This is a genomic window from uncultured Aquabacterium sp., from assembly GCF_947366995.1.
GTDB lineage: Bacteria > Pseudomonadota > Gammaproteobacteria > Burkholderiales > Burkholderiaceae_C > Aquabacterium.
The window spans coordinates 66,725-80,024 of record NZ_CANBCC010000004.1 but is presented as its reverse complement, the minus strand read 5'-3'; the positions used below and the strand labels follow the sequence as shown (position 1 = coordinate 80,024).

General features: G+C 65.9%; 11 protein-coding genes. 2 read left to right on the top strand and 9 right to left on the bottom strand.

From position 1 onward, the window contains the following. Window positions 1–14: 14 nt before the first annotated feature. Together Q0Z44_RS02580 and gyrA are read right to left on the bottom strand one after the other, a co-directional pair. Window positions 15–623 carry a hypothetical protein gene (locus Q0Z44_RS02580; RefSeq protein ID WP_298009788.1) on the bottom strand — a complete coding sequence of 203 codons (609 nt, stop codon included), beginning with the start codon at window positions 621–623 and terminating at the stop codon, window positions 15–17. A gap of 76 nt (window positions 624–699) precedes the next feature. Next, window positions 700–3,330, bottom strand: coding sequence for a DNA gyrase subunit A (gene gyrA, locus Q0Z44_RS02575; RefSeq protein ID WP_298009783.1), 2,631 nt, complete (start codon window positions 3,328–3,330; stop codon window positions 700–702). Between the two features lie 322 nt (window positions 3,331–3,652). On the opposite strand from gyrA, the gene ompA reads away from it, so the two are divergent. Continuing rightward, complete coding sequence (gene ompA, locus Q0Z44_RS02570) at window positions 3,653–4,303, top strand: outer membrane protein OmpA (protein WP_298009778.1); 651 nt, start codon at window positions 3,653–3,655, stop codon at window positions 4,301–4,303. Window positions 4,304–4,405: 102 nt separating this feature from the next. On the opposite strand, the gene Q0Z44_RS02565 is transcribed toward ompA, so the two are convergent. Continuing rightward, window positions 4,406–6,016 (bottom strand): GMC family oxidoreductase, encoded by a 1,611-nt coding sequence (locus Q0Z44_RS02565; protein ID WP_298009774.1) that lies wholly within the window; start codon window positions 6,014–6,016, stop codon window positions 4,406–4,408. Continuing rightward, a complete protein-coding gene (locus tag Q0Z44_RS02560; RefSeq protein ID WP_298009771.1) occupies window positions 6,013–6,549 on the bottom strand; it encodes a hypothetical protein in 537 nt (178 codons plus the stop codon). The genes Q0Z44_RS02565 and Q0Z44_RS02560 overlap by 4 nt, the downstream gene beginning before the upstream one ends. Window positions 6,550–6,828: 279 nt before the next feature. Between Q0Z44_RS02560 and Q0Z44_RS02555 the strand changes: the two genes are divergently transcribed. Next, window positions 6,829–8,529, top strand: a complete 1,701-nt coding sequence (locus Q0Z44_RS02555; RefSeq protein WP_298009769.1) for a long-chain-fatty-acid--CoA ligase — start codon at window positions 6,829–6,831, stop codon at window positions 8,527–8,529. A gap of 78 nt (window positions 8,530–8,607) precedes the next feature. On the opposite strand, the gene hemW is transcribed toward Q0Z44_RS02555, so the two are convergent. From hemW to Q0Z44_RS02530, 5 genes are all read right to left on the bottom strand, one after another. Next, the gene (gene hemW / locus Q0Z44_RS02550) at window positions 8,608–9,804 is read right to left on the bottom strand and encodes a radical SAM family heme chaperone HemW (RefSeq protein WP_298009766.1); all 1,197 of its coding nucleotides are present in this window, start codon (window positions 9,802–9,804) and stop codon (window positions 8,608–8,610) included. A 36-nt stretch (window positions 9,805–9,840) separates the two neighbouring features. Beyond that, window positions 9,841–10,530: a non-canonical purine NTP pyrophosphatase gene (locus Q0Z44_RS02545; protein WP_298009763.1), complete on the bottom strand. Its 690-nt coding sequence runs from the start codon at window positions 10,528–10,530 to the stop codon at window positions 9,841–9,843. Between the two features lie 33 nt (window positions 10,531–10,563). Continuing rightward, on the bottom strand, window positions 10,564–11,298 hold the full coding sequence (gene rph, locus Q0Z44_RS02540) for a ribonuclease PH (RefSeq protein WP_298009760.1): 735 nt from the start codon (window positions 11,296–11,298) through the stop codon (window positions 10,564–10,566). An 88-nt stretch (window positions 11,299–11,386) separates the two neighbouring features. Continuing rightward, complete coding sequence (locus tag Q0Z44_RS02535; RefSeq protein WP_298009757.1) at window positions 11,387–12,325, bottom strand: PP2C family serine/threonine-protein phosphatase; 939 nt, start codon at window positions 12,323–12,325, stop codon at window positions 11,387–11,389. Then, on the bottom strand, window positions 12,322–13,290 hold the full coding sequence (locus Q0Z44_RS02530; protein WP_109037327.1) for a serine/threonine-protein kinase: 969 nt from the start codon (window positions 13,288–13,290) through the stop codon (window positions 12,322–12,324). The genes Q0Z44_RS02535 and Q0Z44_RS02530 overlap by 4 nt, the downstream gene beginning before the upstream one ends. Window positions 13,291–13,300 lie beyond the last annotated feature (10 nt).

Here is a 13,300-nt window from a genome sequence, read left to right as displayed (position 1 = left end):
CGGGTCGGGGAGGGTCACTTCTTGGCGGGGACGGGCTTGGTGGCCGGAGCAGGCTGACTGGATTGGCCGCCACTCAGCTTGCCGCCGGTCGCGGTGTCCAGAATCTTGCGGATGTTCTGCTGGGCGGCCTGCAGCTTGGGGTCAACCTGCGGGCGGGCTTCCTGCACCACCTTCTCGACCAAAGCGTTGCTCATCTCGGGCAGCAGCCCCTGGTACTTCTTGAGCACGGGCGACTCGAGCATGGTGACCAGCTGGCGCAGTTCATCTTCGGTGAAGCGCTCTTCGAACATCGGGCCGATCACGCTCTGGCTGAGCTTGACCGTGGTGCTGCGCAGCACCGGGATGGCCACGTCCAGATACTTGCGGATCTCGGCGTCGATCTGCTTGGCGGTGGCTTCGCGCTTGTCTTCCGGGACAGCCTGGGCCAGGACCGGCTGCGCCGCGCCGGCGAGTTGGCGGGCCGGGTTTTCGGCCAGGCCGCGGGCGGTGCCTTCGAGTGCGGGTTGCTGGAGGGTCAGCAGCTTCTGAACCAGCTCCTTCTTGCTTTCGGCATGCGCACCCAGGCTGGTCGCCATCAGGGTCGAGGCGATGGCCGCAGCCCACACCGTTTTCGTCAGCTTCATGTTCGGTCCTTGGTGTCCGTGAGAGAAGGAAAACCCCGCCAGTGTGACGGGGCGCAACTCGCTTGGTGTCAGATCATCACAGATCGGTTCCGGCCTCGCCGTCTTCCGGGTCGTTCTCTGTCGCGGCGGCATCGGCGTTGGCGTCGTTCTCGACGATGCGCTGCAGGCCGATCAGCTTGGCGCCTTCATCGAGCGCGATCAACGTCACGCCCTGGGTGGCGCGGCCCAGCTCGCGGATTTCACTGACGCGGGTGCGCACCAGCACGCCCTTGTCGGTGATCAGCATGATCTCGTCTTCGGCACGCACCAGCGTGGCGGCCACGACCTTGCCGTTGCGCTCGGACTGCTGGATGGCGATCATGCCCTTCGTGCCGCGGCCATGGCGGGTGTACTCGACGATGCTGGTGCGCTTGCCGTAGCCGTTTTCGGTGGCGGTCAGCACGCTCTGCGTCTCGTCTTCGGCCACCAGCATGGCGATGACCGACTGGCCTTCTTCCAGCATCATGCCGCGCACGCCGCGGGCGCTGCGGCCCATGGGGCGCACGTCTTCTTCGTCGAAGCGCACGGCCTTGCCGCCATCGGAGAACAGCATCACGTCGTGCTTGCCGTCCGTGAGGGCGGCGCCGACCAGGTAGTCGCCGTCATCGAGGCCCACGGCGATGATGCCGGCCTTGCGTGGGTTGCTGAAGTCGGTCAGCGGGGTCTTCTTGACCGTACCCAGGCGCGTGGCCATGAACACATAGTGGTCTTCAGGGAAGCTGCGGAACTCGCCGGTCAGCGGCAGGACGACGTTGATCTTCTCGTCCTTCTCCAGCGGGAACATGTTCACGATGGGCTTGCCGCGCGAGTTGCGCGAGCCCTGCGGCACTTCCCAGATCTTCAGCCAGTACACGCGGCCGCGGTTGCTGAAGCACAGGATGTAATCGTGCGTGTTGGCGATGAAGAGCTGGTCGATCCAGTCGTCTTCCTTCGTGGCGGTGGCCTGCTTGCCGCGGCCGCCGCGCTTCTGTGCTCGGTATTCGCTCAGCGGCTGGCTCTTGATGTAGCCGGTGTGCGAGAGCGTCACGACCATGTCGGTCGGCGTGATCAGGTCTTCGGTGCCCAGCTCCTGCGCGTTGTGCTCGATCGTCGAGCGGCGGGCGCCGACCTTGGTCTGACCGAACTCGGTGCGGATGGCCATCAGCTCGTCACCGATGATGGCCGAGACACGTTCCGGCTTGGCGAGGATGTCCAGCAGATCGGCGATCTGGGCCATGACGTCCTTGTACTCGCCGATGATCTTGTCCTGCTCCAGGCCGGTCAGGCGCTGCAGGCGCATCTGCAGGATTTCGCCAGCCTGCTCGTCGGACAGGCGGTACAGGCCATCGGCCTGCATGCCGTAGTTCGGCGACAGGCTCTCGGGGCGGTACTGCTTGGCGTCGCCTTCGACGCGAGACAGCATCTCACGCACCAGCGACGAGTCCCAGCTCTTGCTCATCAGCGCCGTCTTGGCGACCGGCGGCGTGGGCGAGGTCTTGATGGTTTCGATGAACTCGTCGATGTTGGCCAGCGCCACGGCCAGGCCTTCGAGCACGTGGCCGCGCTCGCGCGCCTTGCGCAGCTCGAACACCGTGCGGCGGGTGACCACTTCGCGGCGGTGCTCCAGGAAGACCGTGATCAGGTCCTTCAGGTTGCACAGCTTGGGCTGACCGTCGATCAGCGCCACCATGTTGATGCCGAAGGTGTCCTGCAGCTGCGTCTGCTTGTACAGGTTGTTCAGCACGACCTCGGGCACTTCACCGCGCTTGAGCTCGATCACCACGCGCATGCCGGACTTGTCCGACTCGTCCTGGATGTGGCTGATGCCTTCGATCTTCTTCTCGTGGACCAGCTCGGCGATGCGCTCCAGCAGCGTCTTCTTGTTGACCTGGTAGGGGATCTCGTCAACGATGATCGCCTGGCGGTCCCCCTTGCCGATGTCCTCGAAGTGCACGCGGGCGCGCATGACCACACGGCCGCGGCCGGTGCGGTAGCCCTCGCGCACGCCGCTCATGCCATAGATGATGCCGGCGGTGGGGAAGTCGGGCGCGGGGATGATCTCCATCAGCTCGTCGATCGAGCAGTCCGGGTTCTTCAGTGAGTGCAGGCAGGCGTCGACGACCTCGTTGAGGTTGTGCGGCGGGATGTTGGTCGCCATGCCCACGGCAATGCCCGCCGAGCCGTTGACCAGCAGGTTGGGCAGCCGGGTGGGCAGCACCAGCGGCTCTTTTTCCGAGCCGTCGTAGTTCGGGCCGAAATCGACAGTTTCCTTGTCGATGTCGGCCAGCATTTCGTGCGCGATCTTCGACAGGCGGATTTCGGTGTATCGCATGGCCGCGGCGCTGTCGCCGTCAACCGAGCCGAAGTTGCCCTGGCCATCGACCAGCATGTGACGCAGCGAGAAATCCTGCGCCATCCGGACGATGGTGTCGTAGACGGCCGAATCACCGTGGGGGTGGTATTTACCGATGACGTCGCCAACGATGCGCGCCGATTTCTTGTATGGCCGGTTCCAGTCGTTGTTCAATTCGTGCATCGCGAACAGGACGCGGCGGTGCACGGGCTTGAGGCCATCACGGGCATCGGGCAGGGCGCGGCCGACGATCACGCTCATCGCGTAATCGAGGTACGAGCGCCGCATCTCCTCTTCGAGGCTGATGGGCAGGGTTTCCTTGGCGAATGACGTCATGCGGACTCGGTCGGCGAGAAGGAGCGGTGCAGCCGGGAGGCAGGGCACCGCGACGGGCTTCCATGGACCCCGCCGCCCCCTGTGTCAGAGGGGAGCAGGGCTGAACAAGCCATTGTAATTGGCCTGGATTGTCTCCCTCGCGCAACAAGTCGGCGGCCGTGTTCGTGCAGTACGGACGCCTCATTGAGTGTCATTTCCGCTATGGCACAATGGTTCGTGTCAGCCCCCAAAGGGTTACCCCCTTTCACCGTTAGCTTTTCGGCTAATTGCCCAGGCAGGGCGCTTCGCAGTCCAATGCTGCGTCTTACACGTGAGGATTCGCATGAACAAACTCAATAAAGTTGCCGCGCTGTTTGCTACTGTTGCCCTGACGGGTGGTGCTTTCGCCCAAGCCCAGTCGACCACCGACAACTGGCGTGGTACCGACGGTACCGTGTGGAAGAACGGCACCAACGAATACTGCTGGCGCGACAATTTCTGGACCCCGCAGACCGGCGTTCAGGGTTGCGACGGCGTGCCCGCCCCGGCCGCTCCCGCTGCTCCGGCTCCGGCTCCGTCCGCAGCCCCGGCTCCGGCTCCAGCCCCCGCACCCGCCCCTGCCGTGGTCGCCCCGGCCACCGAGAAGGTCAGCTTCGCTGCCGACGCCTTCTTCGACTTCGACAAGGCTGTGCTGAAGCCCGAAGGCAAGGCCAAGCTGGACGACCTGGCCGACAAGGTCAAGGGCCTGAATCTGGAAGTCATCATCGCCGTCGGCCACACCGACTCGGTCGGCTCTGATGCCTACAACCAGAAGCTGTCGATCCGTCGTTCGGAAGCCGTCAAGAGCTACCTGACCGGCAAGGGCATCGACGCTGCCCGCGTGTACACCGAAGGCAAGGGCGAGAAGCAGCCCGTGGCTGACAACAAGTCGGCCGAAGGCCGCGCCAAGAACCGCCGCGTGGAAATCGAAGTGGTGGGCACCCGCAACAAGTAAACTTGTCTGGTGCGCCGGCTCCCCGAAGGGCCGGCTCCAACAACAAAACCCCGCCTTGGCGGGGTTTTGTGTTTTCCGAGGGGCTGGTTTGCCCCGCTCTCATCAGACCAGCGACACCATCTGGCCGCTGAGACGGCGCGCGAGCTGGGTGGCCATGCGATTGACCGTTCCGTAGATCGACAGCTGTGGATTGGCGCCGATGCTGGTGGGAAACAGCGAGCCGTCGTGCACCGAGAGGTTGGCCAGCTGCCAGTGCACGCCGTCCGGGCGCACCACGCCCTGCTTCTCGGTGCCCCCCATCCGGCATCCGCCCATGACGTGTGCGCTGCCCGCGCCAACGAGGTAGGGCTTCATGTCGAAGGCGGCAATGGCTGCCTTGGCCTCGGCCCAGCTTGTGTAATGCTGACCCTGTTCGTGCAGCGGCAACACCTTGCGGGCGCCAGCGGCAAACTGCACTTCGGCCATGCTGGCCAGCGCGCTGCGGAAGCCTTCCAGGACATAGTCGGTCAGCGGGTAGTGCAGCAAGGGCGAGCCGTCCACGTTGAGGTACACCGTGCCCCCGCCGGACTCTGGATGGAAGCCGTCGCGCAGCAGCGCAAGCATCATCTGCGTGTTCGGATACTGCGCAAAGCGCTCGGCGAGCAGATGGCCGTGCCCGCCCAGCAGCACGGAGGTCAGGCCCGGCTGCATCGGGGTGGCTTCAAGCTTGTAGCCCATCGGGCCGTCGAGCGGCGCGTTGTGCACGAAGTGATCGGAGTAGATCGACTGCGGCGCGCCAGCCCAGCCTTCGATGCGCTGGTCGAACACCGCCGATGAGAAGGCCACCGGGTGGAGGAAGGTGCGCGTGCCGAGCAGGCCGTGGGGGTCCGGCACCTTGGAGCGTTTCAGCAGGGCGGGCGAGTTGATCGCGCCGCCCGACACCACATAGTGGCGCGCGGTGACCCGCATCAGCTGGTCGGACACCTTCTGGCCGTTGATGCGGATGGGCGCACACAGCAGCGCCTTCACCTTGTCGCCGTCAAGCTCGAATGCCTCGGCGCGAGTCTGATGGAACAGACGGGCACCGCGCTCCAGGGCCGTCGGCAGCGTGGTGACCAGCATCGACTGCTTCGCGTTGGTGGGGCAGCCCATGCCGCACGAGCCGAGGTTCCAGCAGCCCTTGACGTTGCGGGGGATCACATCGGCCTGGATGCCCAGCTTGCGTGCCCCGGTGCGCAGCAACTCGTTGTTGGGGTTGGCGGGCACCTCCCACGGGGTCATGTTGAGGCGCGTCTCAGCCTGCTTGAACCAGGGCGCCAGGGCGGCTTCGGTGAAGTCCTGCAGGCCGAATTCGCTCTGCCAGTACGACAGCGTCTGCGCTGGCGTGCGAAACGAGCTCGTCCAGTTGATGACGGTCGTGCCACCCACGCAGCGCCCCTGCAGGATGGTGATCGCACCGTCGGCGGTACGGCGGCCGGCGCTGTCCTGGTAGAGGGTGGCGTAGGCCTCGGACTCTTTCTGGTGGAAGTCGCTGCTGGTACGCAGTGGACCTTCTTCGACCAGCACGACATCGAGGCCGGCCTTAACGAGCAGTTCGGCAGTGATGCCGGCGCCGGCGCCGCTGCCCACGATGACGACATCGCATTCGACCCGACTGGGCAGACCGGTTTCGCCGTTGACGGCTTTCCAGCCGCGGGCCAGGCCTTCGCGGAACGGATCAGGGAGTTTGCTCATAGGTCGACGGGGCCAGGGTAGCCAGTGAGGGACCAGTGGTCGCTGTTTGCGAAGAACGTCATGCAGGTGATGGAGCGCACCACCTGGTAGGTCAGCCGGTTGCTGGGCAGCGGATGGCGCCGCATGTTGTCAAATGCGGCCTCGAGTTGGGCTGGTGTGGCGCTGTCCCAATCGGTGGGCAGACCCGTCAGCATGCGGCGCGTGACGCCGTTGGCGAGCAGCCCGACGATGGCATTGACTTGCACCTGCAGCACCTGAGGCAGGTTGTTCAGAAAGGGCTCCAGGTGCTCGAGGTGCGCGCTCAACAGGGCTTCGCGCTTGGCGGGATCCTGCGGCAGCATCGGACCGACAAAGCCGATGGCAAGGGCACGAAACACCGAACGGCCTTCTGGCGTGAGGTGCCCTTCGCGCATGCCTCGGTGCCAGTACACCAGGCCGCCGAGGGAGGCACCCAGCGCGCCAATCGCCAGGGCGGTCTTAAGGAACCAGCGGCGTCGAGGGGTGAGGGGATGGTCTATCGCACGGTCAGCCATGATGGACAGCGGGGCCTGCAAATGAGTGGTGAAGAGGAAACATGTGGAGTCACATTCGAGGGTATTGTGCCTCCGTGTGCCCGGACTGTCTGTCCCGGTTAACACGGGTGGCCCCGCAATCAGGGTGAAATAACCTGTTGCAATCGGCCGCTGGGCGCAACTGGTACTCGGGATTACCCCTAGCTACAGATGTTGCAGAATGCGTGCAGCGCTGTCGTGCGGTGACCCCCGTCAGGGTGCCGTGCGTGATTGACCTGACCAAGAGACGAGGATGACCCCATGACGAGCTCCAAACCCTGGCTGGCCCACTACGAAGCCGGCGTGCCTGCCGAGATCAACACCGCCGAATACGCCTCGCTGGTCGATCTTCTGGACCAGTCGTTCAAGCAGTACGCGAAGCGCGACATGGCGGCGTTCATGGGCGCCCACTTCACGTACGAGCAGGTCGACGAACAGTCGCGTGCCATGGCTGCCTGGCTGCAGTCGCTGGGGCTGGCCAAGGGCGCCCGCGTGGCGCTGATGATGCCCAACGTGCCGCAGTATGTGGTGGCGATTGCCGCCGTGCTGCGCGCCGGCTATGTGGTGGTCAACGTGAACCCGCTGTACACCCCGCGTGAGCTGGAGCATCAGCTCAAGGACTCGGGCGCTGAAGCCATCGTCATCCTCGAGAACTTTGCGACCACGCTGCAGGAAGTGGTCAAGCGCACGGCGGTCAAGCACATCGTCGTGGCCACCATGGGCGACATGCTGCCCGGCCTGAAGGGGCCGCTGGTGAACTTCGTGGTGCGCCACGTCAAGAAGATGGTGCCGGCCTACAGCCTGCCCAACGGGAGTGGCATCAAGGTCACGCCGTTCAAGCAGGTGCTGTCGCAGGGCAGCTCGGCGAAGTACGCGCGTCCGTCGCTCAGGCCCGATGACGTTGCCTTCCTGCAGTACACGGGCGGGACGACCGGCGTGTCGAAGGGTGCGACGCTGCTGCACAGCAACATCGTGGCCAACATACTGCAGTGCGAGGCCTGGTTCAAGCCCGAGCTGGGCAAGCTGGGCAACCAGCCGCTGACCGTGGTGTGCGCGCTGCCGCTGTACCACATCTTTGCGCTGACGGCCTGCTACATGGTCGGCGCGCGCATGGGCAGCATGAACATCCTGATCGCCAATCCGCGCGACATCCCGGGCTTCGTGAAGACGCTGAAGAACTACAAGGTCAACCAGTTCCCCGCCGTCAACACGCTGTACAACGCGCTCGCCAACGACCCCGAGTTTGCCAAGCTCGACTTCTCGGGTCTGAAGGTGTCCAACGGCGGCGGCATGGCCGTGCAGCAGGCCACCGCCGAGAAGTGGCAGAAGCTGACGGGTTGCCCTATCGTGGAAGGCTATGGCCTGTCGGAGACCTCGCCGGTGGCCACCGTGAACCGCCTGGACAACAAGGGCTTCAACGGCGCCATCGGCCTGCCGCTGCCCTCGACCGACGTGGCCATCCTGGACGACGATGGGAACCATCTGCCGATCGGCGGCGTGGGCGAGATCTCGATCCGCGGCCCGCAGGTGATGGCCGGCTACTGGAACCGCCCGGACGAGACCGCCAAGGTCATGACGCCCGATGGTTTCTTCCGCACCGGTGACATCGGTGTGATGGACGAGACCGGCCTGGTGAAGATCGTGGACCGCAAGAAGGACATGATCCTGGTGTCGGGCTTCAACGTGTACCCGAACGAGGTGGAGCAGGTGGTGAACATGCATCCCGGGGTGCTGGAGTGTGCGGCCGTGGGTGTGCCGGACAGCAAGTCGGGCGAGGCTGTGAAGCTGTTCGTCGTGCGCAAGGACACCACGCTGACGGAGGAGCAGCTCAAGGCTTACTGCCACGAGCAGCTGACCGGCTACAAGTGTCCCAAGCACATCGAGTTCCGCACCGACCTGCCCAAGACCAACGTGGGCAAGATCCTGCGTCGCGAACTGCGCGACGAGAAGAAGGCGGCCTGATCGCCGCGCCCCGGCCGGGCAAGCCCTGGCTGGCGAAACCGGACCCAGCCGCTGGTGTGAGCCAGCGGCTTTTTTGTGTCAGTCCTTCAGGAAGAGGCCCTGCAGGTCACTGAGGAAGTCGAAGCCGCGCGCGGTGGGCCAGGCGCGTGTGAGGTCGCGGGCCAGCAGGCCCTTGGCCTCGGCCTCGGCGAGCGGGCCCTGGATGCTGGCCAGCGTGAGGCCGGTGCGCTCGGTGTAGCGGTCGAACTCGAAACCGTCCTTCAGGCGCAACGCGTTCATCATGAATTCGAACGGGCGGTCGGCCAGCGCCACCGGGGTCTCGTTCGAGCAGGCCTGCCCCTGCGTCGCCTTGTCCATGTAGGTGCCGGGCTCGCGCCAGCGCACCTGCCGCACGATGCGGTCAGGAAAGCTCAGCTTGCTGTGGGCGCCGGCGCCGATGCCGAGGTAGTCGCCGTACTGCCAGTAGTTCAGGTTGTGCCAGCAGCGGTGGCCCGGGCGGGCGTAGGCCGAAACCTCGTAGCGCTGCAGGCCGGCCTGCGCGGTGCGCTCGGTGACCACGTCCAGCATGTCGAACGCCGTGTCGTCGTCTGGCAGGCCTTCGGGCGGGCGGGAGCCGAACACGGTGTTGGGCTCCATGGTCAGGTGGTAGAGCGACAGATGCGGTGGCTGCTGGGCCAGGGCGAGATCCAGGTCGGCATGCAGGTCGGCCAGGGTCTGACCGGGCAGCGCATACATCAGGTCGATGTTGAAGGTGTCGAAGCAGGCGCGGGCCTCGTCGATGGCCGCCAGGGCCTGGTCGCGGCTGTGGATGCGGCCCAGGGCCTGCAGCTTGGCGTCATCGAAGCTCTGCACACCGATCGACAGGCGGTTGACCCCGGCGGCGCGGAAGGCGCGGAAACGGTCCTTCTCGAAGGTGCCGGGGTTGGCCTCCAGGGTGATCTCGGCCTGGGCGTCGAGCGGCAGGCGCGCACGCACGTCGGCCAGCAGGCGATCGATGCCGGCTGGGCTGAACAGGCTGGGCGTGCCGCCCCCGATGAAGACGGAGTGGACGCGCCGTCCCCAGATCAGCGGCAGCGCGCTTTCAAGGTCGGCGCGCAGGGCGTCGAGGTAGCGGGTTTCGATGTCGGGCGACAGCACGGCCGCCCCGCCAGGCTCGCGCACCTCATGGCTGTTGAAGTCGCAGTAGGGGCACTTGCGCAGGCACCAGGGCAGGTGCACGTACAGTGAAAGCGGGGGCAGGGCGCTGAGTGCGCCGGGGCGTTGCAAGGTGATCATGGCTGTGCCGTGCGTCTAGAAGCGGTCGCAGGCGTGTCAGGCGCCCTGCCAGGGCCATGCGGCGGGGGCGTCTGCGGCGGCTGGGGCATCTAGGCCCCAGCGGAGGCGCATCATGTCGCGCAGGCGCTGGCAGGCCACCGCGCGGTGGCTGATGCCGTTCTTGATGTCGGGCGGAAGCTGCGCGGCACTCATGCCGTGCGTCGGAATCCACAGCAGCGGGTCGTAGCCGAAGCCGTGCTCGCCTTGCGGCGCGGTCAGCAACTCGCCCGACCAGTGGCCTTCTGCGATCAGCGGCTCGGGGTCGTCGGCGTGGCGCACCGCCACAAGCAGGCAGGTGAAGTGCGCGCGGCGCTGGGCTGCTTGTGTCAGAGGGGCCATCTGGGCCAGCAGCCAGGCGTTGTTGGCCGGGTCGATCACGTCCCGGCCGGCGCCTTCGGGCACCCGCCCCGCGTCGACGGCGTAGCGGGCCGAGCGCACACCCGGCGCGCCACCCAGCGCATCGACACACAGGCCGGAGTCGTCGGCCAGCGCCGGCCCGTTGCCCTCGCGGGCGGCATGGCGGGCCTTGGCCAGTGCGTTCTCGACGAAGGTGACGTGGGGTTCTTCCGCCTCGGCGATGCCCAGCGCGCCCTGCGTGACCAGATCGACCCCCAGCGGGGCGATCAGCGCTTGCAGCTCGCGCAGCTTCTTGGCGTTGTTCGAGGCGAGGATGAGTTGGCGTGGCATGGCGGCAGACCGGGCAGGGGGACGGATACGTGCTCAGGCGAGCGGCTGGGCGAGGGCGGCGGCCTGGGCGGCGATCAGCTCGCGGATGCCCTTGTCGGCCAGGGCCAGCAGCTGGTCCATCTCGGCGCGTGTGAAGGCCACGCCTTCGGCCGTGCCCTGCACCTCGACGAAGTGACCGGCGCCGGTCATGACGACGTTCATGTCGGTGTCGCAGGCGGAGTCTTCGACGTATTCAAGGTCGAGCAGCGGCGTGCCTTCGACAATGCCGACGCTGATGGCGGCCACGGGCTGGCGCACCGGGTTGTCAGTGAGCTTGCCGCTGGCCAGCAGGCCGTTGACCGCGTCCATCAGCGCCACGTAGGCCCCGGTGATGGCGGCGGTGCGGGTGCCGCCATCGGCCTGGATCACGTCGCAGTCGAGCACGATGGAGCGCTCGCCCAGCTTGGTCAGGTCGACCACGGCGCGCAGGCTGCGGCCGATCAGGCGCTGGATTTCCTGCGTGCGGCCGCTCTGCTTGCCCCGGGCGGCTTCGCGGTCGCTGCGGGTGTGGGTGGAGCGGGGCAGCATGCCGTACTCGGCGGTGACCCAGCCTTCGCCGCTGCCGCGCTTGTGCGGCGGCACTTTTTCTTCTACCGAGGCGGTGCACAGCACCTTGGTGTCACCGAAACAGATGAGCACCGAGCCTTCGGCGTGGCGGGTGTAGCCGCGGGTGATGGTCAGCGGGCGCAGTGCGTCGGCGGCGCGGCCGTGGGGGCGTTGGAAGGCCATGGGGGCTCCTGTGTCGGAATCGGTCGTCAAAAACAAAGAGGGCACGTGCGTGTGGCCGTGCCCTCGGAGGATGGTGTGTCGGGCGCGCTCAGGTCTTGCGGGCGGCCGCGGCGGCTGAGCGGCGGATGGCCTCGTTGATCTCGCGGATGGAGCGCTCGATCTCGGCCTCGTCCAGGTCGTCGGCTTCGACGATGTTACCCGGCCCGGTGGCGTTGCCGACGCTGGCCTGGATGGTGGAAGCAAACACCTCGTCGCCCAGCGTGTCGGTCGAGATTCCGCGCGTGTCTTCGTGGCTGGCCGATTCCCATTCCATCGCGATGACGGTCACGTTGTCGCACTTCGGGCCGCCGTTGCGCAGCGCTTCTTCGACCAGTTCGGGCACGGCATCCGAGATCGTGCGGGTGGCCATGTGGTGCGTGATGACCTCGTCATCGACCGTACCCCAGAGGCCATCGGAACACAGCAGGACACGGTCACCCTCCTGCAGCAGCAGCGGGCCGGCGGTGTCGACGACCGGCTTGCCGGGGCTGCCCAGGCAGGTGAACAGCACGTTGCGGTTGTAGCGCTCGTTGAGCGGCACCACGGTCGACAGGGTCTGCTGCAGTTCGGAGTAGGAGTGGTCGCGGGTGCGAGCGATCAGCTTGTCGCCGCGCACGAAGTACAGGCGCGAGTCACCGCAATGAGCCCAGTAGGCGGCATTGCCCTGCAGGATGCAGGCGACGATGGTGGTGCGCGGCGTGTCGATCAGGCCTTTTTCGCTGGCATAGCGCAGCAACTGGTGGTGGCCCGCCATGACGGCGTCCTGCAGAAAGCGGATCGGGTCGGCCAGCGTGGGGCGGGCATCGCGCTGAAAGAGCGCGGCCATCGTCTGCAGCGCAAGCTGCGAGGCCATTTCGCCCTCTGGGTGGCCGCCCATGCCGTCGGCCAGCGCGAACAGACCGGAGTCCCGCGTGTAGCAGTAGCCCATGCGGTCTTCGTTCTTCTCGCGGCCGCCCTTGCGGCTGATCTGATAAACGGAGAACCTCATGCTTTGGTACCGGTCTTGAGGTTTTCAATCTGGAGTTTCACGCGCTCGGCAAAGGTGAGTTTCGAGTAGCGACGTTCGGTTTCACGCGCCAGTTCCTTCTGCAGCGCGAAAACGCTCTGCGGACGGGCCAGCGGGTCGAGCGACATGCACCACTCGGTCACCTCCAGCAGGTTATCCGAATAGACGTTGCGCAGCCGCGAGAGGGACAACCCGAGACGGTCTTTTTCAAGACGCTGCGGGGCGTCGTTGGGCGGGTAGCCCTGCATGCAGGCGTAGATGCAGGCACCAATGGCGTAGATGTCGGTCCAGGGCCCCAGCGAGCCATCGCGACGGTACATCTCGGGCGCGGCAAAGCCGGGCGTGTACATCGGGCGAATGAAGTTGCCTTCCTTGGACAGCACCTCGCGCGCGGCGCCGAAATCCAGCAGCACTGCCTTGTTGTCGTTCGTGATGAAGATGTTGGCCGGTTTGATGTCGAGGTGCAGCATCTTGTGCTGGTGCACGATGCGCAGGCCGCGCAGGATCTCGTCGAACAGGCTGCGGATCGTGGATTCGCGGAAGACCTTGTCGCGCTTGAGGTCGCGGGCGGTGACGATGAAGTCCTGGAGGGTGTCACCCTGCAGGTAGTTCATCACCATGTAGACGGTTTCGTTTTCGCGGAAGAAGTTGAGCACCGAGACCACGCTGGGGTGCGCGATTTGCGCCAGCGAGCGGCCTTCTTCGAAGAAACTCTTGAGACCCAGACGGTACAGCGGCTGCTTGTCGGGCTTGACGCGCGGAATCAGCTCGCCGGGCGAGCGCTCGGCCAGCGAGGCGGGCAGGTATTCCTTGAGGGCGACCAGGCGTTTTTCGGGGTCTTCGGCGAGGTAAACGACGCCGAAGCCGCCAGCAGCGAGCTTCTTGACCACCTGGTAGCCACCCACGACGGTGCCCGAGGGCAACGGGGCGGGTTTGGGCTTTGACATAATCGAGTTT

Coding starts and splice junctions, on each gene's coding strand:
- Q0Z44_RS02580 (WP_298009788.1), bottom strand. CDS start 623: ATGAAGCTGACGAAAACGGTGTGGGCTGCGGCCATCGCCTCGACCCTG.
- gyrA (WP_298009783.1), bottom strand. CDS start 3,330: ATGACGTCATTCGCCAAGGAAACCCTGCCCATCAGCCTCGAAGAGGAG.
- ompA (WP_298009778.1), top strand. CDS start 3,653: ATGAACAAACTCAATAAAGTTGCCGCGCTGTTTGCTACTGTTGCCCTG.
- Q0Z44_RS02565 (WP_298009774.1), bottom strand. CDS start 6,016: ATGAGCAAACTCCCTGATCCGTTCCGCGAAGGCCTGGCCCGCGGCTGG.
- Q0Z44_RS02560 (WP_298009771.1), bottom strand. CDS start 6,549: ATGGCTGACCGTGCGATAGACCATCCCCTCACCCCTCGACGCCGCTGG.
- Q0Z44_RS02555 (WP_298009769.1), top strand. CDS start 6,829: ATGACGAGCTCCAAACCCTGGCTGGCCCACTACGAAGCCGGCGTGCCT.
- hemW (WP_298009766.1), bottom strand. CDS start 9,804: ATGATCACCTTGCAACGCCCCGGCGCACTCAGCGCCCTGCCCCCGCTT.
- Q0Z44_RS02545 (WP_298009763.1), bottom strand. CDS start 10,530: ATGCCACGCCAACTCATCCTCGCCTCGAACAACGCCAAGAAGCTGCGC.
- rph (WP_298009760.1), bottom strand. CDS start 11,298: ATGGCCTTCCAACGCCCCCACGGCCGCGCCGCCGACGCACTGCGCCCG.
- Q0Z44_RS02535 (WP_298009757.1), bottom strand. CDS start 12,325: ATGAGGTTCTCCGTTTATCAGATCAGCCGCAAGGGCGGCCGCGAGAAG.
- Q0Z44_RS02530 (WP_109037327.1), bottom strand. CDS start 13,290: ATGTCAAAGCCCAAACCCGCCCCGTTGCCCTCGGGCACCGTCGTGGGT.